The 24,468-nt window shown below is 69.2% G+C and carries 22 protein-coding genes and 2 pseudogenes; 9 read left to right on the top strand and 15 right to left on the bottom strand.

Features of this window, described 5'->3' with window-relative positions; translation table 11 throughout:
- Nucleotides 1-6: 6 nt before the first annotated feature.
- From ACQPYD_RS18135 to ACQPYD_RS18160, 6 genes and pseudogenes are all read right to left on the bottom strand, one after another.
- Nucleotides 7-165: pseudogene (locus ACQPYD_RS18135) on the bottom strand (DUF397 domain-containing protein); the annotation flags it as partial.
- Nucleotides 166-358: 193 nt separating this feature from the next.
- On the bottom strand, nt 359-541 hold the full coding sequence (locus ACQPYD_RS18140; RefSeq protein ID WP_433696781.1) for a DUF397 domain-containing protein: 183 nt from the start codon (nt 539-541) through the stop codon (nt 359-361).
- 76 nt (nt 542-617) lie between these two features.
- On the bottom strand, nt 618-800 hold the full coding sequence (locus tag ACQPYD_RS18145) for a DUF397 domain-containing protein (RefSeq protein WP_433696782.1): 183 nt from the start codon (nt 798-800) through the stop codon (nt 618-620).
- 76 nt (nt 801-876) lie between these two features.
- Nucleotides 877-1,047, bottom strand: a complete 171-nt coding sequence (locus ACQPYD_RS18150) for a DUF397 domain-containing protein (protein WP_433696783.1) — start codon at nt 1,045-1,047, stop codon at nt 877-879.
- A 255-nt stretch (nt 1,048-1,302) separates the two neighbouring features.
- Nucleotides 1,303-1,476, bottom strand: coding sequence for a DUF397 domain-containing protein (locus tag ACQPYD_RS18155; protein WP_433696784.1), 174 nt, complete (start codon nt 1,474-1,476; stop codon nt 1,303-1,305).
- Between the two features lie 2 nt (nt 1,477-1,478).
- Entirely contained in the window at nt 1,479-2,252 is a 774-nt protein-coding gene (locus ACQPYD_RS18160; protein WP_433696785.1) for a helix-turn-helix domain-containing protein, read from the bottom strand.
- 240 nt (nt 2,253-2,492) lie between these two features.
- Between ACQPYD_RS18160 and ACQPYD_RS18165 the strand changes: the two genes are divergently transcribed.
- Together ACQPYD_RS18165 and ACQPYD_RS18170 are read left to right on the top strand one after the other, a co-directional pair.
- A complete protein-coding gene (locus ACQPYD_RS18165; protein WP_433696786.1) occupies nt 2,493-2,942 on the top strand; it encodes an ATP-binding protein in 450 nt (149 codons plus the stop codon).
- 160 nt (nt 2,943-3,102) lie between these two features.
- Nucleotides 3,103-3,288: pseudogene (locus tag ACQPYD_RS18170) on the top strand (BldC family transcriptional regulator); the annotation flags it as partial.
- Between the two features lie 234 nt (nt 3,289-3,522).
- On the opposite strand, the gene ACQPYD_RS18175 reads toward ACQPYD_RS18170, so the two are convergent.
- A complete protein-coding gene (locus ACQPYD_RS18175) occupies nt 3,523-3,735 on the bottom strand; it encodes a cold-shock protein (protein WP_433696787.1) in 213 nt (70 codons plus the stop codon).
- Between the two features lie 302 nt (nt 3,736-4,037).
- Here ACQPYD_RS18175 and ACQPYD_RS18180 point away from each other — a divergent pair, with 302 nt between their 5' ends.
- Nucleotides 4,038-4,166 carry a hypothetical protein gene (locus ACQPYD_RS18180; RefSeq protein WP_433702085.1) on the top strand — a complete coding sequence of 43 codons (129 nt, stop codon included), beginning with the start codon at nt 4,038-4,040 and terminating at the stop codon, nt 4,164-4,166.
- On the opposite strand, the gene ACQPYD_RS18185 is transcribed toward ACQPYD_RS18180, so the two are convergent.
- Nucleotides 4,132-4,491 carry a MerR family transcriptional regulator gene (locus ACQPYD_RS18185; RefSeq protein ID WP_433696788.1) on the bottom strand — a complete coding sequence of 120 codons (360 nt, stop codon included), beginning with the start codon at nt 4,489-4,491 and terminating at the stop codon, nt 4,132-4,134. The two genes, ACQPYD_RS18180 and ACQPYD_RS18185, sit on opposite strands and share 35 nt — an antisense overlap.
- A 130-nt stretch (nt 4,492-4,621) precedes the next feature.
- Here ACQPYD_RS18185 and ACQPYD_RS18190 point away from each other — a divergent pair, with 130 nt between their 5' ends.
- A complete protein-coding gene (locus ACQPYD_RS18190; protein WP_433696789.1) occupies nt 4,622-5,332 on the top strand; it encodes a nitroreductase in 711 nt (236 codons plus the stop codon).
- Between the two features lie 190 nt (nt 5,333-5,522).
- Nucleotides 5,523-6,269, top strand: a complete 747-nt coding sequence (locus ACQPYD_RS18195; protein WP_433696790.1) for an NADPH-dependent F420 reductase — start codon at nt 5,523-5,525, stop codon at nt 6,267-6,269.
- 357 nt (nt 6,270-6,626) lie between these two features.
- Here ACQPYD_RS18195 and ACQPYD_RS18200 read toward each other — a convergent pair whose 3' ends face one another.
- Complete coding sequence (locus ACQPYD_RS18200; RefSeq protein ID WP_433696791.1) at nt 6,627-7,205, bottom strand: helix-turn-helix domain-containing protein; 579 nt, start codon at nt 7,203-7,205, stop codon at nt 6,627-6,629.
- A 56-nt stretch (nt 7,206-7,261) separates the two neighbouring features.
- Between ACQPYD_RS18200 and ACQPYD_RS18205 the strand changes: the two genes are divergently transcribed.
- Nucleotides 7,262-8,251, top strand: a complete 990-nt coding sequence (locus tag ACQPYD_RS18205) for an alpha/beta hydrolase family protein (protein WP_433696792.1) — start codon at nt 7,262-7,264, stop codon at nt 8,249-8,251.
- Between the two features lie 70 nt (nt 8,252-8,321).
- Here ACQPYD_RS18205 and ACQPYD_RS18210 read toward each other — a convergent pair whose 3' ends face one another.
- Complete coding sequence (locus ACQPYD_RS18210) at nt 8,322-9,191, bottom strand: alpha/beta hydrolase (protein ID WP_433696793.1); 870 nt, start codon at nt 9,189-9,191, stop codon at nt 8,322-8,324.
- Nucleotides 9,188-10,414, bottom strand: coding sequence for an amidohydrolase family protein (locus ACQPYD_RS18215; RefSeq protein ID WP_433696794.1), 1,227 nt, complete (start codon nt 10,412-10,414; stop codon nt 9,188-9,190). Before ACQPYD_RS18215 ends, ACQPYD_RS18210 begins: the two co-directional genes overlap by 4 nt.
- Nucleotides 10,415-10,514: 100 nt before the next feature.
- Between ACQPYD_RS18215 and ACQPYD_RS18220 the strand changes: the two genes are divergently transcribed.
- A complete protein-coding gene (locus ACQPYD_RS18220; RefSeq protein ID WP_433696795.1) occupies nt 10,515-11,102 on the top strand; it encodes a TetR/AcrR family transcriptional regulator in 588 nt (195 codons plus the stop codon).
- 231 nt (nt 11,103-11,333) lie between these two features.
- Here the strand turns inward: ACQPYD_RS18220 and ACQPYD_RS18225 are convergent, their stop codons facing one another.
- From ACQPYD_RS18225 to ACQPYD_RS18235, 3 genes are all read right to left on the bottom strand, one after another.
- Nucleotides 11,334-11,552, bottom strand: coding sequence for a hypothetical protein (locus ACQPYD_RS18225; protein ID WP_433696796.1), 219 nt, complete (start codon nt 11,550-11,552; stop codon nt 11,334-11,336).
- Complete coding sequence (locus tag ACQPYD_RS18230; RefSeq protein ID WP_433696797.1) at nt 11,549-20,206, bottom strand: hypothetical protein; 8,658 nt, start codon at nt 20,204-20,206, stop codon at nt 11,549-11,551. Before ACQPYD_RS18230 ends, ACQPYD_RS18225 begins: the two co-directional genes overlap by 4 nt.
- A gap of 860 nt (nt 20,207-21,066) precedes the next feature.
- On the bottom strand, nt 21,067-21,906 hold the full coding sequence (locus ACQPYD_RS18235) for a helix-turn-helix transcriptional regulator (protein WP_433696798.1): 840 nt from the start codon (nt 21,904-21,906) through the stop codon (nt 21,067-21,069).
- Nucleotides 21,907-22,413: 507 nt separating this feature from the next.
- Between ACQPYD_RS18235 and ACQPYD_RS18240 the strand changes: the two genes are divergently transcribed.
- Both ACQPYD_RS18240 and ACQPYD_RS18245 read left to right on the top strand, forming a co-directional pair.
- Nucleotides 22,414-22,800, top strand: coding sequence for a YbaB/EbfC family nucleoid-associated protein (locus ACQPYD_RS18240; protein ID WP_433696799.1), 387 nt, complete (start codon nt 22,414-22,416; stop codon nt 22,798-22,800).
- Between the two features lie 54 nt (nt 22,801-22,854).
- Nucleotides 22,855-23,238, top strand: coding sequence for a hypothetical protein (locus ACQPYD_RS18245; protein ID WP_433696800.1), 384 nt, complete (start codon nt 22,855-22,857; stop codon nt 23,236-23,238).
- A gap of 341 nt (nt 23,239-23,579) precedes the next feature.
- On the opposite strand, the gene ACQPYD_RS18250 is transcribed toward ACQPYD_RS18245, so the two are convergent.
- A complete protein-coding gene (locus ACQPYD_RS18250; protein WP_433696801.1) occupies nt 23,580-24,041 on the bottom strand; it encodes a VOC family protein in 462 nt (153 codons plus the stop codon).
- Nucleotides 24,042-24,468: the final 427 nt, after the last annotated feature.

A 24,468-nucleotide genomic window follows, 5' to 3' on the forward strand; every position in this document is an offset into this window, starting at 1 on the left:
GCTCCGATTCTGGGTGTCGCGGACCAGGGTCCTCTTCCCCTCAGATGCCTCCACACAGTTCTGCGACCCCGAGCTGTAGCTGGACTTGTGCCATGCGTTCACTAGCTGCTCCTTAATCCGAGGCGATGAGGTAGGCGCCTTCAGCGGGTGAGAGCGATGAACCATGAAGCCCTCCACCGTTCCTGGCAGTCTGACACGACCCAGGTGGTCGTAATATTCGACTTCCTCCTGGAACTTCCGCGCACGCCAGACACTCCGCGAACAACATCGGCATCGTCCTGGATGTCCCGCTGAACAGGAGAACCGCACCCCGTAGCCGGACGGGATGCGGTTCTTCGCGTGCAGGATGTGAGGGGTGTTACCGGCCGCGCACCGCGTTCATCAACGCGGTCCACTCAGGAGCAGGGACATCGAGATGCCCCAGCTCCCGATTCTGGGTGTCCCGGATGCCCGTGACCAGACCCTCTGCAACCTCGACGCAGTGGCCCTGCTGGCCGCTGTAGCTGGATTTGTGCCAGGACCGGTTGTCGACCGTGCTCATCACAGGCCTTTCATCGTCACATGGAGGGCTTTCGAAGGGCGTCTTGGAGAAAGATCGGCGGCTTGGACGCGCCCGCTTACTGGCCGCGCACCGTGCTCATCAGCGCGATCCACTCGGCGGAGGGGAGGTCGATCTGCCCCTGCGCCCGGTTCTGGGTGTCCCGGATACCGGTGACCACACCCTCACGGACCTCGACGCAGGCGCCTTGGTTGCCGCTGTAGCTGGACTTGTGCCAGGACCGCTTGTCGACCGTGCTCATCACAGGCCTTTCATCGTCACATGGAGGGCTTTCGAAGGGCGTCTTGGAGAAAGATCGGCGGCTTGGACGCGCCCGCTTACTGGCCGCGCACCGTGCTCATCAGCGCGATCCACTCGGCGGAGGGGAGGTCGATCTGCCCCTGCGCCCGGTTCTGGGTGTCCCGGATGCCCGTGACCAGACCCTCACGGACCTCCACGCAGTTACCACCACTGCCGTCGCTGTAGCTGGACTTGTGCCATGCGTTCACTAGCTGCTCCTCAATCCGAGGCGATGAAGCAGGTGCCTTCAGCAGGTGGGAACGCCGGACCACGAAGCGCTCCACCGCTCCTGGCAGTCTGACACGACTCCGACGGCCGCAATATTCGACTTCCTCCTGGAACTTCCGCGCACGCCAGGCACTCCGCGAACAACATCGGCGACGTCTTGGGACCTCGCTGAACAGGAGAACCGCACCCCGTAGCCGGACGGGGTGCGGTTCTTCGCGTGCAGGATGTGAGGGGTGTTACCGGCCGCGCACCGCGTTCATCAACGCGGTCCACTCAGGAGCAGGGACGTCGAGATGCCCCAGCTCCCGATTCTGGGTGTCCCGGATACCGGTGACCGGCCCCTCCGCAATCTCGACGCAGGCTCCTTCGTTGCCGCTGTAGCTGGACTTGTGCCAGTCCCTCTCGCGCACGACTACTCCTTCAGTGATGCGATGTACTCGGTGCTTTCTGCGGGGGAGAGCGCCATACTTCGGAGCGATCCGAACCGCTCCTGACATCGTGCCACGATGCCGTGGTCCGCTATGACATGCCCTCCTCCCGGCACCTCTGCGTACACCACTGACTCCAGGAAGGTCATCTTCAGGATGATGAACGCACCGTTCAAAGCTCCATGCGCCCCGCGCCCGTAGGGCATCACCTGAACCTGCACATGGTCCTTTTCTACCTGTTTGAGAATATGAGACCACTGCGCACGCATGAGTCCGGGTTTCCCAACTGACCTGAGCAACGCCCCCTCTTCGACAATGAAGAGCAGGAGAGGTGGCTCATCTCGGTCAATGATCTTCTGGCGTTCCATTCGCGCCAGAAGACGCGGCTCTCGCTCCTGCGGGGGGAGAGGCGGGAAGGAAGCACCGAGAACGGCATCTGCGTAGCCCTCTGTCTGAAGAAGACCAGGCACAGCTTGGGGTTGAAACTCGTGGATGATCTGAGCTTTTTCCTCGATGTCCACGTACTGCTGAAACCACCAGGGCTGGGTACGCCTCGCCCCCGGCCACAGATCTTGCAGTCGTCCGTGGCTGTTCAGAACCTTGTCGGCCTGCTCAGCAAAGTACTTCGACGCACGCCGCTCACCACGTTCGATAGACCCGACCTGCTGTTTTGAGGTCTTCGTGCGCTCCCCAAGCTCCCTTTGACTCAAATCAGACAGTTCGCGCAAATGCCTCAGTTCTGCTCCGAACTGGTTCATAGCAGCTTGCTCAGCTGGCGTCGTCTTAGGAGGCATGACCTCAGGTTGCCACAAATAGCTGCGGATGAACACTCGAAGTTCGAGAAGGAATGCAATCCTCACTCATCTATGGAATGACTAACCCCTGATCAGGCATGGTGGCTCCACATGGTCGGCAACAAAAAAACCTCGGCAGCCGAAGTAGAGAGCGACTGCCGAGGCAAGTGCCCCACCTGTCCAAAATGACCTGAGGTGAGACGAATGCAGCCTACCGCCCCTCCCCCCGCACTTCCACGCCGCCTGTGCGGAACCCCCACAACATCGGGCATCCTCATCGGCCCCCACCCCAGCCACGTCAAAGCCGCCCGCCAATGGACCGCCCACGCCACCCGCTCCCGCCCCGGCCTGACCGACCCCCTGGCCCTGACCGTCACCGAACTCACCGCCAACGCCCTACGACACACCGCCTCCGGCCTGCCCGGCGGCACCGTGCGCATCGAGATCCACCGCACCCGCCGCCACCTCGAACTCCACGTCACCGACAACGGCCCCACACCCGGAACCGCCCCCACACTCCCCGCCGTCCCCGACCCCGAACCCCTGCGCGTGGGCGGCAACGGCCTACGGCTCGTCGAAGCCGTGTGCGCCTACTGGGACTGGACACAGGCCCCCTGCGGAGCGATCACCGTCCGCGCCGTCTTCGGCCGCTGAACCACTCCCCCACCCGGCGGCACACCACCGCCGGGCCGCGGGGCCGCCGCCAAAAAAGGGGGGCCGGCGGCCCCGCCCCTTCAACTCGGGGCCGGACGTCCTTCCCCGGTCCGGCCCCGACCCCCGCCCAGACAGAAAGAGAACAAGGTTGTCCTCCTCCCTGCCCGCTCTCGTCGAGAGCGCCGAGGCCCTGCTCACCCCCGCAGAGGTCGCCCGCCTCTTCCGCGTGGACCCCAAAACCGTCGCCCGCTGGGAAAAAGACGGCCGCCTCGCCTCGGTCAAAACCCTCGGCGGACACCGCCGCTACCCCCGCACCCAGATCACCACCCTGCTCGACGCACGCCCCGACCACGCAACCCTCATCCGCACCCTCGAAGAGGCCCGCGACCTGGCCACCGACACCGGAGCCCACACCACCGCCGCACACCTCGACGACCTCATCACCACCCTGCACACACAGGACGACAAACCCCGGCGAACACCCGGCAACTGATGGAGTCCGACTCATCGGCCCCGGACCGAAGCCGCGAAGCGTCTTCACGGCTTCGGTCCGGCTCGCAAGACCGACCCCGGTCCCTTACTACGCCTCCACGCGAACCTTGTCGGCCTGCATACCCTTCTGACCCTGAACGGCTTCGAAGCTGACCTTCTGTCCCTCTTGCAGGGACTTGAAGCCATTGCTCTCGATCGCCCTGAAATGCACGAACAGGTCAGGTCCGGATTCCGGCGTGACGAAGCCGTACCCCTTCTCATCGTTGAACCACTTCACAGTGCCCGTCTGGCGCTCACTCATGTGCTCTCCCGTTCAGTGACATCCGGTCATCATCAGATGACCCATGGGGATCATGGCACGTAAGGACCTTCCTGGACATCAGGTCAGGGTTTTGACGACAGCGCTCTCCGCGACGTGGATGACTGCGCCCGTCGAAGCGGCATCCCGCACCGGTGGTGCGTCCTGCATGCTTCGGAGTCGGTTTCCTGAATCCTGGGACCACGTGACCCTTGAAGAAGGACATCGTGGGACGTCGTGTATCCCCCGCAGGGTTCCGCCGCAAGGTCCCGGCCCTGCTCCAGGCCGGACGCAGCGTCGGTGACGTGGCACGCGACCCGGACATCAGCACCGAAACGATCTACGCCTGGCGGCACCGAGGCACGAGGGCCGACCGGGCAGGCGTTGCCCAGGCGGTGTTCAATCGCCGCGCATGGCTTCCCGGGTGGCCTTGACCATGCCGTCCAGGGTCTGGCGTGCGCGGGCCAGTTCGTCCGCCTGGGTGTCGATGCGGTCGAGTTCGGCGATGAGTTGGCGCAGGACCTCCGGCGGACAGCGCTCTCCGTTGTTCTTGATATACGGCAGGAGCGCGGCGATGGTCCTACTGTTCATGCCGACGGCGAAGAACTGCCGGATCAACACCACACGGCTCACGGCGTCCTCGCCGTAGTAGCGCTGTCCGCTGGCGCTGCGTTCGCTGGAGAGCATGCCCTGCTTCTCGTAGTAGCGCAGGGAACGCACGCTGACTCCGGTCCGCTCGGCCAGTTCCCCGATCCGCACGATCGGCCTCCGCCCCGATTTGCCCCTGACACCGATGTCAGGTCCTAGTCTAGCGGCGCGTCCACCACGCACCACCGGAACGAGGTCGTCCGGTGTGCTCGTGAGCCGACCCCGCCTGGAAGGAACAGTTGTGCCCGACAGTCCCCGCTCCTTCACCGACATCGTGCGCTCACGCCGCTCGGTCCGAGGGTTCCTCCCGGACCCGTTGCCCGCAGCCGACATCCGTGCGGTACTGGAGGACGCCCAGAATGCGCCCTCCAACTGCAACACCCAGCCCTGGCAGGTGCACGTCGTCTCGGGCGCGCACCGCGACGCCCTGAGCAGCGCACTGCTGGAAGCGGACAGGGAAGACCGGATCTCCTACGACTTCAGCTTCGACCAGGCCGATTTCGGCGACGGCATGTATCGCGAGCGTGCCCGCGTGCAGGGCGCGGCCTACTACCGGTCCCTGGGGGTGGAGCGCTCCGACACTCAAGGACGCCGCGCCGCCGCGCTGCGCAACCTGGAGTTCTTCGGCGCCCCCCACGTCGCGTTCCTGTTCATGCCCGAGTTCGGCGACGGGGTGCGCGCGGCCGGCGACATCGGCATGTACGGGCAGACCTTCCTGCTGGCGCTGGAGGCGCGCGGCCTGGCCGGGATCCCGCAGACGATGCTGGGCTTCTACTCCGACGTGGTGCGCGAGTCCTTGGGCGTCAAGCCGGAGATGAAGCTGCTGTTCGGCATCTCCTTCGGTCTGGCCGACCCCCAGGGACCTGCGAGCGAATACCGGATGGGGCGGGTACCGCTGGCCGAGAGCGTGGTGCTGCACGACACCCCCGGCGTCCTCGACGGGGCGCACTAGAGACGAACGAAGGGCCCTCACGGACACCCGTCACCGCGCAGGCCCCGGCCCGACCGGCCGCACGCAGACACCTACCCCGTGGTGTCAGGTGTGTCGCTCGCGTCCAGCACCCGGGTGTCGGCGTAGGAACAGTGCCGGGGCCGACCAGCTACCCGCTTCACCACACCCATCACTACACAGGAGGTCCACCGTGAAGATCGGCATTTTGGGAGTCGGACACATCGGCAAGACCCTGACCCAGCGGTTGAGCGCTGCCGGACACGACGTGAAGGTGGCCAACTCGCGTGGCCCGCACACGATCGCGGCCGACGTGCTGGCCTCGGGAGGGCGAGCTGTCCCAGCGGCCGAAGCCGTGGTGGACGTGGACGTCGTGATCCTGTCGATCCCCCTGAACCGTCTCGCGCAGATCGCGCCGCTGATCGCCGGGGTTCCTGCTGAGACGGTCGTCATCGACACGTCGAACTACTATCCGATGCGCGACGACAGGATCACGGCCATCGAGGCAGGCCAGGTCGAAAGCCTGTGGGTGGCCGAACAACTGGGCCGACCCGTGGTCAAGGCATGGAACGCGATCGGTTCCGACTCCTTGGCCAGGAAGGACAAGCCCGCGGGAAGCCCGGAGCGCATCGCCATCCCCGTTGCGGCCGACAGCGACAGAGAGCGCGGTGTGGGGATGGCCCTCGTCGAGGACACCGGGTTCGACGCGTTCGATGCCGGAACGCTCGCGCAGTCATGGCGGCAGCAGCCGGGTGCGCCCTGCTACTGCACCGACCTCACCCGCCGCGAGATGCCGGCCGCGCTCGAGGCCGCCGACGCGGCGCGCCTGCCGAAACGGCGGGACCTGGCGGTCGCTGCGATCCAGGAAAGGGTCGGGGACGCCGCGACCAACCCCGACGCGGAATACGGCGTCCGTCTGAGCCGGGCCCTGTACATGTGAACCCCAGAGGCGTGACCGGGAACCCGGGGTGAGGGCCGTCGCAGGATCGAGCGGAGGAACCACAGCCGCCACCGGCCTCCTTGCCGGAGCGCCCTGGACACACATGAAGGCCTCCGCCGGTTCGGCGGAGGCCTTCCGTCGCACGCGGTCAGAAGGTGCGTTCGGCCGCCTTCACCCGTCGGCTCCCCTCCACGGCGGCGCGCAGCTCGGCGGCCTTCCGGGGGGAACGCCTGACCGCGTCCGGTCCTGCGTGACAGCGGACCGGAGCACGAAGACCGCAGGTGGGCGGCGGTCCATCCCCTGGAGCGACCTGGCCCGGGTCAGTGCGGTCGGCGAAGGGGGCGACACCCGGCTCGTTCAGCCGCCGGGCGCCGGTGGGTCGACGGCGCCGGGATCGGTTCCGGCCGGTGGGGCCGCGATCGGGAAGAGGATCGGGCTGAGCAGGTACTGCGTGCGGCCGTCCGCCGGTTCGTTGGCCAGGTGGGGCGCGATCGCCCCCCGCATCCCCTCGATCGTCTCGCGCAGCTCCTCGTGGCTGAGCCAGACGGCGTGCTGGCGGTAGCCGACCTGGTCGTCCACCGGGTCGGCCTCGTCACGGCGGAGGTAGGCGTCGTACTCGGCCGCGAGGACGGCCAGAGAGGTGGCGAAAGCGCGCCGGTGGTCCTCGCGCGAGAGTGATGCGGCGGTGTCGGCGTCGATCACCGCGCGCTCCCGGTGCAGCCGGTAGCGGCGCTCGACCGCGCCGCGTACCCGCCGCTCCCCGGCGACCTCCAGGACTCCCCCGGCCGCGAGCAGGTCGACGTGCCGGTAGACCGTGGCCTTCGAGACGTCGGGGATGCGCAGGCAGAGGTCGGCGGTCGTGAGCTCTTGTCCGCCGCGCATCGCGTGGATCACCCGGAGCCGTACCGGGTGTGCGAGTAGTTCGAAACCGTCCATGCCGGAATGATCTCACATCATGCTAACGTTCGCATGAATTGAGAAAGGTGTTGACGATGTCTGACGAACCCCCGACCGGAACCGTGCCCGTCTGGGCCCCGCCGCCCTACGCCGACCCGCACCTGTTCACCGAGCACGACGTCACGGTCGGCACCGGCCCCCTGGCCGTACCGGGCACCGTGAGCGTCCCGAAGAACCGGGGCCCCGGTCCCGGCGTGGTGCTGCTCAGCGGCGGCGGGCACTTCGACCGCGACGAGACCAGCGGGCCGAACAAGCCGCTCAAGGACCTGGCATGGGGGCTGGCCGGTCTCGGGGTCGCGGTGCTGCGCTTCGACAAGGCGACCTTCGCCCACAGCGGGTTCGCGGCCTCGCCCGACCTGACCATGTCACGGGAGTACGTGCCCTACGCCGTCGACGCGGTCGGCCTGCTCGGGCGCCGCCCGGAGGTGGACGCCGGGCGCGTCTTCGTCCTCGGGCACAGCATGGGCGGCAAGGTCGCCCCGCTGGTCGCCACCGCCGAGCCCTCCGTCGCCGGCCTGGTGGTCATGGCCGGCGACGCACAGCCGATGCACCGTGCCGCCGTCCGCGTGGTCTCCCACCTCTCCTCGGTGCTCCCGGACCAGGTCCCGGCCTCGCTGGTCGAGACGTTCGCCGAGCAGGCCGCCCTCGTCGACGGCCCCGGACTGACCTCCGCGACCCCGGCCTCGGAACTGCCGTTCGGGCTGCCCGCCTCGTACTGGCTCGAACTGCGCGACTACGACCCGGTGGCGACCGCCGCCGCTCTCGGCAAGCCGATGCTCATCCTCCAAGGAGGCCGCGACTACCAGGTCACCGTCGCCGACGACCTCGCCCGGTGGCGGACGGGCCTGGCCGACCGGCCCGGGGTGGACTTCCGTGTCTTCGAGGCGGACGACCACCTGTTCTTCCCCGGCGCGGGCCCGTCCACCCCGGCCGACTACGCGTTGCCGCACCACGTCGACCCGGCCGTGGTCACCGGCGTCGCCGACTGGCTCCACCGCACCCGGCCGACGGCGGTGGGGCGTTAGGGCCGCCCGCGCCGCACGTTCGGCACCGGCCCGGCGGATGAACTGCCGGGGCGCTCACGGCCGCGGCCGGTCAGCGCCTGTGGCATGTCTTCAGGTAGCTGAGGAAGGATGCCTGCAGCCCGGTGACGTGCGTCTCCCGCAACAACGCGTGCGAGACCTGCTCCGACCGCCCCCGTGTGTGCAGCTGTTCCACCGTCGCAAGGACGTTACGGGCCATTCCGCGATAGAACGGGATTTCTCCCAGCAGTTCGGCTTCGTTCAGCGTGATGTGCAGCTGTGGAGCGGCCGCGTCCTCGCCGAGTTCCGGCAGGGCTTCGACGAGGGTGAAGATCTGGCTGTCCGTACTGGCCACACCGGGGCTGCCCGCACCGATGCTCGCGAAGAGCCCTGTCTCGCGCAGCCACGCGTAGAGGGCGAAAAGACCTCCGTAGGAGTACCCGAAGAGGCCGTGCCCGGACTCGCTGACACGCAGCCTCGACCGGAGGTGGGGGTGGAGTTCGCCGGTCAGGAAGTCGAGGAAGACGTCGGCGTGGGCCTCCTTCAGCTCCGCGAGGTAGGCGTCGACCTGCTCCTGGGTCATCGCACCCGTGTCGCGAGCTTTCGTGAGGGTGGCCAGCATGTCGTCACCGATGGGTTCCCCCGGCGGTACGAGGTCGCGGTTGCGAATCTGCGCCCAGGCCGCCGCCTCCTCACCGGTGTACCCGATGCTGACCTGGATGTAGGGGGCGATCGTCAGATACGGGTCCGCCTGGGTGACGATGAGGGGCGCGGTGAGGCCGACCGTCCAGTTGCCGTCCAACACGTAGATCAGCGGCAGGGGGTCCGTGGAGTCCTCATAACCGGGGGGCGTGGTCACCCAGACGCCGTAGCGGTGCCCTGACCGCGCAGTGATCTCCAGGTACTCCGTGTCCTGCAGGCAGCCGTGCAGTATCTCGCTCATCGGGTTTGTCCCTTCATGATGCGACCGTCCTTGAAGACGAGGGCGGCCATGTCCGGATCGGCGAATACGTTCGGGGCGTGGAGCGGGTCCTGTCGCCAGGCGACCATGTCGGCCCGCATCCCGACGCGGATCATCCCGACGGTCCCGCCCAGCCCGAGGATGTCGGCGTTGACGCTGGTGGCCGACACCAGCGCCCGCATGGGTGATTCCAGCTCGGCGCGCAGGCGCAGCTCCTGGCCCCGGCGCCGCTGGTCCGGCCCGATGAGGTCCGAGCCCAGGCCGATCCTCAGGCCCGCCGCGCGAGAGATCTCCAGCGCTGTCGCCATGCGTTGGCGGACTCCGGCGACGCGGTCCCGCGTCGCGGGGTCCAGGCCCATGCTCTCGGCGTCCATGAGCTGCTCGACCACGGCGAAGGTGGGGACCAGGGCCACGTCGTGCTCCCGCATCAACCGGGCCGTCGGTTCGTCGATGTCGGTGCCGTGCTCCACACAGCGCACGCCGGCCCGCACGGCGTTGCGGATGCCCGCGTTGTTGTGCGCGTGCACCGTGACGTAGGTGCCACGCGCGCGTGCCTCTTCCACCGCCACGGCGATCTCTTCGTGCGTGAACTGTGTGTCGTCGAGGCGGTCGTGCCCCCCGACGACGCCGCCCGTGACGCACAGCTTCAGGAAACTCGCGCCGCGGCGGAACGACTCGCGCACGTTGCGCCGGAGCTCGTCGGCGTTGCCCGACATCAGCGACAGGGCACAGAGCCCGGGAATGTGGTGGGCCTCCCACAGCCCGGTCGGTTCCCATGCGGCCCCGTAGTAGCCGTGTCCCCCGGTCTGGCACTGCACAGGACCGCACGAGAGCACCCGCGGACCCCGTACCTTGCCCTTCGCGATGACCCCGACGACACCGCCGTCGATGCCGCCGGTGTCGCGCACCGTGGTGAAGCCCGCGTCCAGGGCCTGGCCCGCGGCGGAGAAGATGTCGGCGGCGAGCTCGGCGGCCGAGAGCTGGAACCCGAACTGCGCTCCGACCGGGCTCGAGAGACCCAGGTGGACGTGCGCGTCGATCAGTCCCGGGGTCAGGACCATGCCGCCGAGGTCGACGATCGCCGCGCCCGACGGCACCCTGCCGATCGCGGTGATCATGCCGTCCTCCACGCACACGTCGACCGCGGTGGGGTCGGCGCCCGATCCGTCCGCGACGGTACCGCCGACCAGCCATGTAGCGGTCATGGAACCTCCTCCCCCGGGCCGCGGCCCACCGTACTCAACAGTGGTGAATTCACTGTGCGGTAACGTACTCAACAGTGGTGAAACTGTCAACGGAGGCAACGTGAGATCGCCGGTCGGGGAAGGGAAGAAGCGTCTCCTGGAGGCGCTGTTCGACGAGTTCGGCGAGAACGGCCCCGGTCCGAACCTGTCGATGCGCCAAGTGGCGGAGCGGCTCGGTGTGCACCACACGCTGCTGACGTATCACTTCGGATCGCGGCCGGGTCTGCTGCGTGCCGTGCTGTTGGAGGCGCGCCGCCGCGACAACCTCGTCCTCGCCGAGGCCGGCAACGAACTCGGGTTCGCGGCCCTGTGCAGAGCCATTTGGAGCTTCTACTCGGACCCCGCGCACGACGACCGCGTTCATGCCTTCTTCCACCTGGTCGGGCTCGCGGTCTATGAACGCGACGCGTTCCAGGAGCTCGTCGTCGACATCGACGGCCTGGCTCAGCTGCTCGAAGCGGCAGCTCTTCGCGACGGCGCCACGGAAACCGACGCCAGGCAGCAGAGCATCATCGCGACCGCATCCCTGCGAGGACTCCTGCTGCAGAGACTGCTGACCCCGACCGCCGAGGTCGACGCCGCGGCCGAGCGCTTCATCACCTCGTTGGCGGCGTTCGAGGGGGGAGGTCACGCCTCGTCGACCCCGTGACCCGCGGGCTGACCGGTCGGCAGGCCGCGCCGAACCCGGCGCCCGGGGCGGTCCGCGTGCGTCCGGAGCGGTTTCGGGGCGGCCTTGCAGGTGCGGCGGCCCGCCCGAGGGCTCTCGTGGGCGTAGCGGGAGAGGGATCGTTTCACGGCACGGGGACCCACACGCGAGCGCCGGGCGGGCACGGGCCGGTCCAGGACAGCCCGGCCGCGCTGGCGCAAGGGTCGGCCGTGGTCACGCCGGTTCTTCGAAGTAGCGGACGTAGGCGTTGGACTTCGTGGTGAAGTACTCGAATACGCGCTCGTCGGACCAGCCGCGTTTCTCCCGGTAGCGCGAAATCGCCTTGGTCATGTGGAGGTCGTCGCTGGTCAGAGTTCCGTCGTCGAGGAGCGTCAGGAACGACCGCACCTCTTTGGTGCGGCGGTCCTGCGCGTACAGCACCCGGGCCCTCATCGCCCGCCGCCCAGCAGGTCGACGGTGCCCGAGGCGAAGCTTCGCAGCATGTGCAACCGCGTCAGCATGCCGTTGTACCAGACCTCCCTGTCGAGCCGGGCGAACTCGGGGTGCAGTGCGCTGAGCGCGCGTTCCAGCCGTCGCACGTCGCGCGCTGTCAGCGGGTTGGCGATCCACTGGTTGTCCTCGAAGTCGTAGTAGGTCTCCATCGTGTCGGTGTGGGCCAGTCCGCCCAGGTCAGCGGGGGCGTAGGGCTCGTTCTCCTCGATCACCCAGCCGGAGCCGTGGTCGATGCCCACGACCGCCCCCTCGTCGGTGTACAGCAGGTTTCCCGGGTTGCGGTCGCTGTTGGCGATGAGGATGTCCAGCAGCCCCAGTCTGAGCCCGGACACGGTCCGGGTCAGTTCGGGGCGGGGGTGGTCGTGCTGCGTGGCCCCTGAGCTGCCGTCCATGTAGTGCATGTACAACTCGTGGGGGCCGACCCGGTAGACACCGGGCACGTGGGCGCCGATGGCGCGGCCGACCAGTGAGGCGAGGTGTTCGGCGTCGGCGCGCTGGCGTGCCGACTCCAGCGCGTTTTCGACGTACTCGGGGTTGGACGCGGGGTCCTGGGTGAAGTCGGTGTCCTCGGTGACCTTGTGGACCGCCAGCGTGCCGTCGCCGAACTGCACGAGTTCGGTGAGTTCGTCCTGGCCTCCTCCCTCGCCGAACTCCCATTGTTCGACGATGCCGGTCTGCGCGGAGGTGATCAGGTCCTCGATCCCGTCGTAGGACCCGTGCCAACGGACCCGTGCCGCCTGGGTGCGGCTCCCCGCGGGCTGCTGGTCGTAGGCCGCCGTGGAGGTGTCGTGGGTCCCGGCGGGGTCCTGGGCGTACTGGAGCGGGGCGGGGTACTGGGAGACCTGGGTGCCTGGGGGGTAGGCCGGGCCCGGGGCGGTCTCGTAGCCGTCGGTGTCGGTGTCGGTGTACTGCTCGTAGGGGTCGGTCTCGTGGCGGCCCGCCATGAAGACCTGGACCTGGGCGTCCTGGGCGGTGTGGTGGCCGATGTCCTGGGGCCGGTAGCGGTAGGTGAGGTCGGCGATGACGTCCTCGACCGTCGAGGGCTTGTCGTCCTTCTTCTTGTCCGCGGCGATGAGCGCGCTGAGATCGGGCCCGGTCGGGGGGTTGCCGCCCCACGGGTCGCCGGAATCGGCGAGAGCCGGCTCCTGCGTGCGCACCGCCGGCGCAGGGCCGTAGAAGTCGTCGTCCAGGTCACCGGCGGGGTCGTCGGTCCGGGGCTGGTCGGTTTCCCGGGTGTGGGGCGCCGGGGAGGGAGGCAAGGGGTTGAGCGTGCTGTCGAAGAGTGCGGTGAAGTCCTGGTGGGGCGGCACCGTGGGGGGCTCTGCAGGAGCGTCGGTGACGACGGGGCCGTGGCCATGGTCGTGGTCGTGGTCGTCGGAGAGGCCGGGGGTGTCGTTTCCCTGGTGGTCGGCGGGCGGGAGTCCTTGCCGGGTGCGGTTTCCCGAGCGGGTGTTGTAGCTGCCGGTGGAGCGACCCGTGGTTCGGGCACCGCTGTTTCCGGTTCCCGACCGTGCGGACGGTGCCGTGGCGGAGCCGTGGTCACGGCCTGTCGGAGGTGCGGGTGGGTCGTCGTCGCGGGGGCCGCCCCCGCGGCGGGCGGGGGGATGGTCGTCGGCGTCGTAGAGGTCGTCCTCGCTGTCGGAGCTGTCCTCGCTGTCCGAGCTGTCGTGGCCTTCGTCGTTGTGAGGTTGGGGATGTGGGGTGGTGGGTGCGAGGCCGGCAGCAGCGGCAACGGCGACGATGTCCCCGGAATTGTTCAACCCCAGGGCGTGGACGATGCTGCGGATGTGATTGGCAACCGTGCTCCTGCGCAACCCGAGGCGTGTGGCGACCTCGACGGCTTCCAGCTCTGCGCCCAGTCGGACGAAGACCCTGTAGTCGGGGTCTCTCAGGGTGTTGATGCGGTCGACGGCCCGGGCGATCTGCTCCGGGGTGAGTTCGGGGGCGGGTGCCACGGAGGTGGGAGCCACCCGGGTGCGTGCGGCACGAGTGGGCGCGGCACGGGCCGGTGCCGGGCGCAGAGCCGCCACTTCGGCGGCGAGGGCGGGTGTCGCCTGGGCGGCTTGCATCGCCTCACCACGGTCGAGTACCCCGAGGCGGGCAACGAGATTGCTGGACTGGTGACTGACGGCGGTCGGATCCAGGCGGAGCTGTTCGGCGATTTGGGGGCGTTTCCACTCCGCCACGAGGTAGGTGAGGGCCTTGCGCTGATCCGGCTGGAGGAATGGGATGCGGTTGAGGGCGCGTTCGTGCCGCTCGCCGGATGGCAGGGCCTCGGGGTCGGTGTCATCGGCGAGCCCGGCGGTGACGGCCACGTCGGCGATCCCCGCACGGTCACCCGCCTGCAGACCCAGGGAATCGGTGAGGCCGCTTATGACGATGGCAAGTCTCTGAGGTGCCCAATCGGGGCGGGCGGTGATCTCCTCGTCGGTGCGCCCGGCCCCCAGCGCGACGAGGATCTCGAATTCGGGGTCGCTCAGGGCGGGGATGCGGGCGATCGCCAGGGTTTTCTGCTCGTCGGTGAGCACGGGAAGTGGTCGGGCCTCCAGTTCGGCGGCGCGGGCGACAGCACCCGCCTCACCTCGGCCGAGCACACCGAGGCGCTTCGAAAGGCGGGCGAGGAAGTTGTTGACATAAATAGTGGGGTTGCTGACTGTGCTCGGGATCGAGGAGAGCCTCTTGGCGATGTCGCTGGATTTCAGCCCATTCGCATAATGGGCGAGTACCTCGTGCTGGTCCAACTGTAGGAATCGGATGCGGTTGAGGGCGCGTTCGTGCCGCTCGCCGGATGGCAGGGCATCGGGGTCGGTGTCATCGGTGAGTCCGGCCGCGACGGCGACGGCGGCGATCCCCGCGCGGTCACCCGCCTGCAGACCCAGGGAACCAGCGAGACCACGCATGACAAGGGAGAATCCGCGGGACCAACCGGGTCGGACGAGGATCTCCTCGTCGGTACGCCCGGCCCCCAGCGCGACAAGAAGGTCGAATTCGCGGTCGCCCAGGGCGGGGATGCGGGCTATGGCCAGGGTCTTCTGCTCGTCGGTGAGCGCCGGAAGTGGCGGGGCCTCCAGTTCGGCGGCGCGGGCGGCAGCGCCCGCCTCACCACGGCCGAGCACACCGAGGCGCTTCGAAAGGCTGGTGAGGAGGCTGTCGACCGAGCTCGCGTTCGCGTTCGAGGAGATCCGCTTGACGATGTCGTCGGGATTCAGCCTACTCGCGTGATAGCTGAGTACCTCGTGCTGGTCCGGACGCAGGAATCGGATGCGGTTGAGGGCGCGTTCGTGCCGCTCGCCGGATGGCAGGGCGTCGGGGTCGGTGTCGTCGGTGAGTTCGGCGGCGATAGCGACGGCAGTGATCCCCGCGCGGTCACCCGCCTGCAGCCCCAGGGAACCGGCGATACCACGCATGACAAGGGTGAGCCTGTGGAGTGACCAATCGGGCCGGGCGAGGATCTCCTCGTCGGTGCGCCCGGCCCCCAGCGCGACGAGGATCTCGAATTCGGTGTCACTCAGGGTGGGGATGCGGGCGATCGCCAGGGTCTTCTGCTCGTCGGTGAGCGCCGGAAGTGGTCGGGCCTCCAGTTCGGCGGCGCGGGCGGCAGCGCCCGCTTCTTCACGGCCGAGCACACCGAGGCGGTGCGAAAGGCGGGTGATGAAGTTGTTGACATGAAAAGTGGGGTTGCTGACCGTGCTCGGGATCGAGGAGAGTCGCTTGGCGATGTCGCTGGGTTTCAGCCCACTCGCGTAATGGGCGAGTACCTCCTGCTGATCCGGGCGCAGGAATCGGATACGGATGACGGCGCGTTCGTGCCGCTCATCGGATGGCAGGGCATCGGGATCGGTGTCGTCGGCGAGCCCGGCAGCGATGGCAACGGCGACGATCCCCGCACGGTCGCCCGCCTGCAGACCCAGGGAACCGGCGATACCACGCATGACAAGGGTGAGCCTGTGGAGTGACCAATCGGGCCGGGCGAGGATCTCCTCGTCGGTGCGCCCGGCCCCCAGGGCGACGAGAAGGTCGAATGCGTTGTCGCCCAGGGCGGGGATGCGGGCGATCGCCAGGGTCTTCTGCTCGTCGGTGAGCGCGGGAAGTGGCGGGGCCTTCAGGTCGGCGGCGCGGGCGGCAGCGCCCGCTTCTTCACGGCCGAGCACACCGAGGCGGTGCGAAAGGCGGGTGAGGAGGCTGTCGACCGAGTTCTTGTTCGCATTCGCGGGGATCCGCTTGGCGATTTCGTCGGGGTTCAGCCCACTCGCGTAATGGGCGAGTACCTCCTGCTGATCCGGGCGCAGGAATCGGATGCGGTTGAGGGCGCGTTCGTGCCGCTCATCGGATGGCAGGGCATCGGGATCGGTGTCGTCGGCGAGCCCGGCAGCGATGGCGACGGCAGTGATCCCCGAGCGGTCACCCGCCTGCAGACCCAGGGAATCAGCGAGACCACGCATGACGAGGGAGAATCTGCGAGGCGTCCAATCGGGCCGGGCGAGGATCTCTGAGTCGGTGCGTCCGCCCCCCAGTGCGACGAGGATCTCGAATGCATTGTCGCTCAGGGTGCTGATGTGAGTGATGGCCTGGGCTGCCCCGGTGTCGATCGGTGCGGTGTCGTCGTGTCCACTGCCACCGGAGAGCCTCACCGGTGGGAACCCGGGAGGGACGGTAACGGGCCCGGGGTCGGGTCGGTCGGCGGGGCCGACCGACAAGGACTCCGCGCCGCCGAGCATGTCCACGTCCTCGTCGAGGAACCCGAACGGGTCGCCCTGGTCAAGCAGGTCAAGCACGCCCGGGTTGTCCAGGAAAGCGATGGGGTCGCTCTCCATGGGGTCGAAGGCGTCCCCGTCATCGGTGAAGAAGAGCGGTCCGTCGCCGAGCAGGCCCCCCTCTTCGAACCCGTGGAGGAGGCCTTCGAACGTCTCGGGCTGCTGGGGGTCGGCAGGCGGGGTGGAGACGGTGCTCGGCCGGTAGCCGTGGTGGGCGTCGTGGGAAGGGCTGGGGTGGTGGCCGGGAGGCGGAGCCCAGTGGCCGGGGACGACCTCGGCTTCGACGAACAACAGGTTCTCGGCCCGTGTGCCGGGGGCCGGTTCGCCGGGTTGGGTGTAGGCGGCGTGGATGTACAGGCGTGCCCCCCGGGCGCCCAGGATTCGGCCCGGGGAGGAAGGGCGGATATGGGCGGCGGGGTAGCCGTGGGGGATGCGGAGCATGACGTAGGCGGGAGCGTCCTCGGCGGCGCGTGTGCCGAAGGTGCCCGAGATGTAGTGCGGGATGTCCACCACGGTCCCCACGACGCGGCCGGGGTCGTGGGGGTCGATGCCCAACCGTTGCAAGAGTGCGCGGTCGGCGCCCAGATGCACGGTGATCGCGACGGGCAGGGCCGCGTGCCCCAAGACGGTGTCGATGTCGGAGACGATCCAGGCGAAGTCGTCGCGGTCGTCGGGGGCGACGTCGCCAGTGGCCAGGCCGTCGTCGACCGTGCCGCGCAGGTGGTCGGTGTACTCCCAGAGGGAGTGGGCCTGGTTGGGGGTGGTGTCGAGGATCGGGACGCCCTGTACCGGTCCGGGTGCCCCTGGTACCTGGTCGGGTGTTCCCTGCGCCGTCACCACGGTGGGCAGGACGCTCCCGGCCCACTGGTCGGCGGCCTGGTCATCGGTCCGAGCGCGGACGGCCTCGCCCATGCCGGTCCCGGGAGCCTGGTCCTGGTCGCTTCCGCGCCAAGGGGCAGGTGCCGGGACACCGCCGGCCTGCCCACTGTCGGCGTGGTGGGGCGCGTCGGGGAGGTTTTCGGGATCGCTGTCGCTGTCGTCGCTGTCGGGGTCGTCGACGTCCATCGTGAAGACGCGGATGTCTTCGACCGTCTGGCGTCCGATGGCGTCGAGATCGCGGGGGCCGTAGCCGTTGTCGGTGAGATCGGCGACGGCCTCCCCGACCGTGAGGGGCTGCTCGACGGACTTGGTGTCCTTGCCCCCGGCGGTGAGCGCCGAGAGATCCAGGGACGTGGGGGGATTGCCGTTCCACGGGTCGTCAGGGTCGGAGGTCGTGTGGGGGGCGGGTGCGGAAAGGCTGTAGAAGTCGTCGTCCAGGTCGTCGATGTCCCCGTCCGCCGTGCCGTGCTCGCGTGGCGGGACGTCGCCGGTGTCCGCCCCGCTGTTGCGCTCCGCGCTCTCGCGTCCGGAATCGGAAGTGGCACCGTGATCCGGCTGCCCGCGGTCTGCGGCGGAAGCGTCTTCGGAAGACCAGGAGGAGTCGGCCTGCGGCGGACGGTCCGCTTCGGAGCCGCCGCGCTCTGGAACCGCCTCGGAGGATGTGCGTCCGTGGTCGGAAAGAGGCGCGTGCGCGAGGGACTCGGACGCGGTGTCGCTTGCGCGGGCGGCGGGGCCGGGAGTGCGCTCCACACCGTCGTGTTCGCCCCGGTCGGCGGGTGAAGCGGTGCTGGAGGTGCGGACCGAGGGATCGCCGGCAGAGCGGGGGTCGGTGGTGGCGGGTGCGCGGGTACCGGAGTGGTCACCGGTCCGGAGGCCGTCTCGGCCGTGGGCGGGGTCGAGGGGCGGACCGGGCCGGTTCCGTGTATCGGCCGGTGTGCCGGGGGCGGCAGTGCCGTTTGCGGTGGTGCCGGTGGTGGTGCTCGCGGGCGTGTTCGATGTGTGCTGCTGGACGGGTGGCACGACGGGCGCGGCGGCCGTGAGGGGCGTGGCGCCGGAATCGGTTTCGGGGGTGCGCCGGTCGTCCGGTGCATGGTGTCCGGGGGCCGTCGGCTGCTCGCCGGTCGGGCTTCCCACGGCTGTGGGTGCGAAGCGGTCGGGGTGCTCGCTCACAGGCGCGAGGGGGTCGGAGGGAACGGTGCGGGGGGTGTGGAGGTCCTCGCCGCGGGTGCCGTCGGAGGTGGTGGTGTGGGTGGAATCCTCGCCGCCGCTGCCGGTGCGGCCGTGCGGGGCGCCGGTGTCGCCGAGGGTGTGGGGTGGGGGGGCGGGGGCGGTGTCGGTGCGGGTGATGTCGGTACTGGGAGTGTCGGGTGCTTCGTGGGTACCGGGGGTGGCACCGGGGGGTGCGGACCGGTCGGAGGGGACGGGATCGGACTCGCGGCCGTTCCCGTTGGTGCTCCCGTTGATCCCGGTGGGTCCGGTCGGCCCGGTGGTGCTGCTGCCGGTGGTGGTTTCGGCGTCGGGCGGTGGAAGTGGTGCGGGCGGGGACTGGACGTGGTCGATGGCGGCCAGGGCGGTGTCGACGGTGACGGTCTGGAAGGTGGACTGGAAGGCGCCGGAGGTGGCGGAGTAGCCGTTGGCCTGCCAGCCCAGGTCGGTGAGCAGGGCGTTGGTGGTGCCTTCGCCGAGGTAGCCCTCCAGGGCGCCGGAGGCGGCGCCGGTACCGAGGATCTCGGCTTTGACGAGGGGGCGCGTCATGTAGTCGCCCATGCCGTGGGTGAGGGCGGTGGGGATGGTCTGGGCGAGATGGGTGCGGGTCGGGGACGGCAGAGGGGTGGCGTCCAGGAGGTCGGCCAGGCGGTGGGTGAGGTCGGGGCGGCCCCAGTGGGCCATGAGGGTGTCGGCGTAGCCGCTGCCGAGCGCGCGGGCGCCGGTGGCGCCCAGGGCGGAGCCGTAGTGGGTGGTGAAGACGTCGGCGAGGTCGTCGCGGAAGTCGCTGTTGACGAAGGGGTTGTCGAAGGCGGTCTTGCCGGCAGGAGGGTTGAAGGTGGCGGCGAGATCGCGTTCGTACGCGGCGAAGACGTCGGCGAGGTCGCGGTTGATGTTGAGGTCGGGGACGGGAACGGCGGCCTTGGGCGTGGGGGTGGGCGTGTGGCCCGGAACGCCGGCCCCGGGCGTGGGGGTGGTGTCGGGGCGGCCGGGGGGAGGGGTGTCGATGCGAGAGGGCGGGGGAACCTCGGCGAGGGTGTCGAGGTTGGTGCGCAGCAGGTCGCGGACCTGGTGGCTGAAGAGGCCGTCCACGGCGCCGGAGAACCCGGCGGAGATGAGGGCGGACAGGCCCGCGCCGCCGTGGGTGAGGCGGGTCATCTCCTTGTCGTGGAACCTGCGGGTGCCGGCGTCGATCTGGACGCGTTGGACGATGGAGTCCAGGGACGCGAAGAGCTGTTCGGTGATCTGGTGGGAGGGGGCGGTGAGCGTGAGCCAGGTGAGGATGCGCTGGATGGCGATGGAGCGGATGTACTTGAACCAGGGGATCAGGGCGCGCGAGGCGCCCATCGTCCACTGGGCCATGGCGATGCACCAGGCGATCTCGAGGATGAGCTGGACGAGCTGGCCGAAGGCCATCCAGTGCGAGTGCTCGGCGTTGGCGGCGCCGTCGCGGAGGACGGTGGAGGCGTTGCGGGCGGTCTTGGCCCCGGAGCCGATGTAGTCGTTGTCGCCGGTGGTGAACTGGGCGATGGAGGCGTCGTAGTAGTCGGCGGCGGTGCCGGAGAAGTCGGTGCGAACCTTGCGGCGGACCAGGGTGAGGAGTTCTTTGAGTTCCTCGAGGGTCGCGGCGACATGGTCTTTGTGGTCGGCGAGCCGGCGCATGGCGGGGGGGTTGGCCGAGGGGATCTCCATGCCCAGGAGCCATTTGGCGGTCTCGCGGACCCACTCGGCGGTGTCGGGACCAAAAGGAGGCATGAGGGTGACCGCTCCTTCCATCGTTGCTTTTCGCCAGGCCACAAGGGGGTTCTTGCCGTGGGCCCGCTCTTCGCCGGCAGAACGGCGGTACGGGCACGCCACCCAGCACTGTGGGGATACGTTGGTTTCCGGTTCCGTTTATATGACTTTGCGGCCGTTTGTGTTGTATTGGTGGTGTGACGAACTGTAAGAACTCCGCTCGCCCTCGGTGACCGGTGGGGCGTATTCGGCACTGGTCGGGAGCCCGTTCCTGGCGGCGGTGTCGTCGGCGAACACGACCGGGGGACGGCCGTCCTTGTGGTTCAGGTCACCGGGCAGGTTCATCGACCGGGGGCGGGTGCGCGGCCCGGGTTCCCTACGGCCGGAGTAGGGGCCCGGTCCGGGCGAACAGGTCGTCGAACCCGTTCACCCGGACCGTGGGGGCGACCCCTGCTCCGGTGGGCGGCGCGGCCACCGCTGGTCGTCCGGTTCCAGCACACCGCATGGTCACAGCGGTGGCCGTCTCATGTCCGGGGATCGCTCGGACCGAGACCTCCGAGCCCGGCCGGGGTGTCGGCCGGGCGGTCTGCCCGCCTCCGCCCGGTTCGGGCGGGAGGGCTGCGTTCATGAAGGGGGATGCCCGAATCGGTTCGTCGGGTCCGAACTCCGCGTCGGCGCGGTCGTCGTCTTCCTTCGGTACCACTGTCCCGCTTGAAGGCGACGGGAGCCAGGGATCGTGGATCCCCGGATAGGACCGGTCCGTCCGGGACCCGCTCCGACCTGCCGCTCGTGGACGCCTGGCGTGAGCGCTGATCCCCGCCGGCCACTCGGGTCGACCGTCGTCGTAGCCGTCGCGCCCAGGGGGCCCACGAGGTGGGAGGTCAGTGAGGGGTCTGCACGTCGACACCGGAGAGGAGCTGCAGCTTGTCGTAGCTCTCGGTGCCCGGGACGGCGGTGTAGACGAGCAGGCGGTGCGACTGGTGCGGGTCGAGCAGCGTCTGGCAGTTCAGTTCCAGCGCGCCGACCTCGGGGTGGACGAACCGCTTGACCTCGTTGGGGAGGACACCGATCTCGTGTTCCTCCCACAGGCGGCGGAACTCCTCGCTCTGGCCGAGGAGAAGATCGGCGTAGTGCGCCGCCTGCGAGTCGGGGCCCCGGAGCGTGACGAGCCGGCGCAGGCCGGACGCGTACATCCGCGACAGCAGCTCGTGGTCGTCGGGTGCGTAGAGCTGCCGGGCGCCGGGGTCGGTGAACCAGCGGTAGCCGTTGCTGCGCGCCGGGCCGGTGTAGTGGGTCGTGTCCCCGATGAGTGCCACACCGAGCGGACTCTGGCGCAGGGTCTCCCCGAGTTCGGTGACGATCTCGGCGGGGGTGTCGTCCAGTCGGTCGAGGATGCGCAGCAGGCCGGGGCTGATGTGCTTGCTGTCCGCGCCGCGGGTGGGCGGGTTGTGCCCGGCGAGGCGGAACAGGTGGTCGCGTTCGTCGAGGGAGAGGTGTAGCCCCTGGGCGATGGAGGCGAGCATCTGCACGGACGGCTGGGGTCCGCGTTCCTGTTCGAGTCGGGTGTAGTAGTCGGTCGACATGTGGCAGAGCTCGGCGACCTCCTCGCGGCGCAGCCCGCTGGTCCTGCGGCGCGGTCCGCGCGGGAGGCCGGCGTCCTCGGGTTGCAGCGACTCCCGGCGGAGTCGGAGGAATGTCGCCAGTCCGGCCCGGTCGATCACGGCCGTCTCCTTCTTGCTCGGTGCTCTGTCGTTCCCACCGTCAGCGGGCTCTGTCGGCCGCGGGCCGTTGTTCCCCCTTCAAGCGGGGCGGCGGTCCGGTGATCCCCGGACGAAAGGCCGTGGACGCCCTTCCGCTCGGCGAGGACGGAACCTCGCCCGCCACATCCTCTGATCGGAAGTCCCTGTATAACTCCGACCGACTCCGCGACAGTGGACCACGCACAACGACTGGGAAGCAGACACTACCGCGCAGGATCATCGGCATCCCCCGGCCGAATCGGCCCGGCACGCGCCGTCGTCACCGGAGCAAGCCGCGGCGCCGGGCTCGGCACCGCGACTCGACCGGCCTCCCCCCAGGTCGTACCAGGCCGGAGCGGACCGACCCGTGTGCCCCGTGGCCGGAGGCCGAGCGGATGCAAGGCGCCTCGTCTGCACAGAACAACATTTTTCAGGACAGGCCGCTACCCAGAGTGGCCGAAGACAAGGACAGAAGGAGTGGAACGGGCGATGAGCGGCTGGGAAGCACAGAACGCACAAGAGCTGGCTCGGCTTCAGCGGACGCTCCGCGAGGTGGAGGACGCGAGCGCGAACCTGGAGCAGGCGACCGAGGAGGCCGTGTCCAAGAACCGCCTCGTCGCGGCGACGGTGAACGCGAGCGGTGAACTGGTCGATCTGAAGTTCAACAGCCAGTCCTATCGGAACATGGCGCCCACGGAACTGGCGAGCGCCGTCAAGGACGTCATCAACCGCGCACGGGGGCAAATGGCCGACCGGGTGGAGACGCTCTACCAGCCCTTCGCTCCCGAGGGCGTCGCCGTGGACGACGTCATGAAGGGAACCCTCAACATCCGCGACCTCTTCCGCGGTCTCGGCGTGGAACCGCCGCCGCTGTAGCCGGGGGGCGGCACTCGACTTTCACCGCGGTACACACATCTGGCAGGAGAGACCATGCCGAGATACGACGGCAGCGGCAGCAGCTCCAACGATTCCCTCTACGTCGCGCCGGACGAACTGGCGCGCGACGGGCATTACATCCACGAACCGGCCGACAGGCTCGAGGCACTGGTCGAGTGGTACGAGTCCGTGCGCCCGGCCCTGGGAACGCCCTGGGGCGAGGGCGACGACTTCGCCAGGCAGATGAACAACGTCATGCAACCGGTGGAGGAGAACCTCATGCCGTACTTGAGACCCGTCGCCCGCGGCCTGCGCCAAGCCTCCGACCGCACCGTGGGCACCGCCAGGAACTACAGGGTCAACGAGGAACAGAACATCGACAGAGTGAGGAACCTCGGCAACGGCGCTCCCGGCGGGGGCGGGGGCCGATGGGGGTGAACCGCATGCGCCGGGCCGGGACGGCGGGTGCCGCCTCCGCGTGAGGAGGCGCCCGCGGTGACCGGAGTGCTTCGATCCGGCCAGCGGGACCGGATCCGCTGGCCTGCTTCACCGGCCGGACCGCCTCCCGCTGAACCGGACGCCCGCCGTGCTCCCGCGGGGCGGCCCCGGGGCAGCCGGCTCCGGCGGCTCCGTTCCAGGCCGGGCACGCACCCCGGCGCGGTATCACTCCGCCGAAGCTTCGGCTCCACCGGCGGGCTCGGCCGGCGGTGGAGCCGAAGCCGAGCCCGCCGGCGCGGCCGCGGCGAGGTGGCGGCCGCCCTTCGGACACGGCCTCACAGTCAGTCCAGGCAGAACTCGTTGCCCTCGGGGTCGGCCATCACGATGAAGCCGGTCTCCAGCGGCGGTTCGGGGTCCTGGCGGCGCAGTTGGGAGGCCCCCAGAGTGAGAAGACGGTCGGACTCGGCCTGCAGGGCTGCCATCCGCGCCTGTCCCCGCAGCTCCGGATCCACCCGAACGTCGAGGTGGAGACGGTTCTTGACGACCTTGCCCTCGGGCACCCGTTGGAAGAAGAGCCGGGGTCCCCGCCCGCCGGGGGCCTCGATGGCCATCGTGGTGTCGTGCTGGTCCTGCGGTACGCCGAGCCGGGTGAGGAAGTCTTCCCGGGCGACCAGCGGGTCGGCGCCCTCGGGCAGGTCGACTCCGGGCGGGCCGGAATGGACGTAGCCCAGCACCTCACACCAGAAGAACGACAGCGCCCTCGGATCGTGGGCGTCGAAGGTGACCTGTATGTCGCGGCTCATCGGGTGACTCCGTTCGTGTCGGGACCGGGACCGATGAAATAGCGGTTCCTCGGAGAAGTGCTACAGGTTACAGAGGCAGCCTCGCGCAGCACCCCGTTGCTCGGGGCTGTCGCTCGAACTGCGCGATCTCGATCCGGTGGCGACCGCCGCCGCACTCGACAAGCCGATGCTCCTCCTCCGAGGAGGCCGCGATTACGGGCAGACGTCGCCGACGCCCCCACCCGGTGGCGGGCGGGCCCGGCCGAGGACGATGGGGCGTCAGGGCGACACCCGCCGCGACCACCCCGCCAAGCACCGGCCACATCCACAAAGGAGAAGAGGATTCGTGCCCGAGAAGACCGTCAAGGACAAGGTGCTCTGCTGCATCGTTCGCGACGGCGAACTGCTGGTGTTCCGGCACACCGACCACACCTATGAGGAGGTCGAC

Origin of the sequence: Nocardiopsis sp. CA-288880, from assembly GCF_050955985.1 — a bacterium.
GTDB classification, from domain to species: Bacteria; Actinomycetota; Actinomycetes; order Streptosporangiales; family Streptosporangiaceae; genus Nocardiopsis; species Nocardiopsis tropica.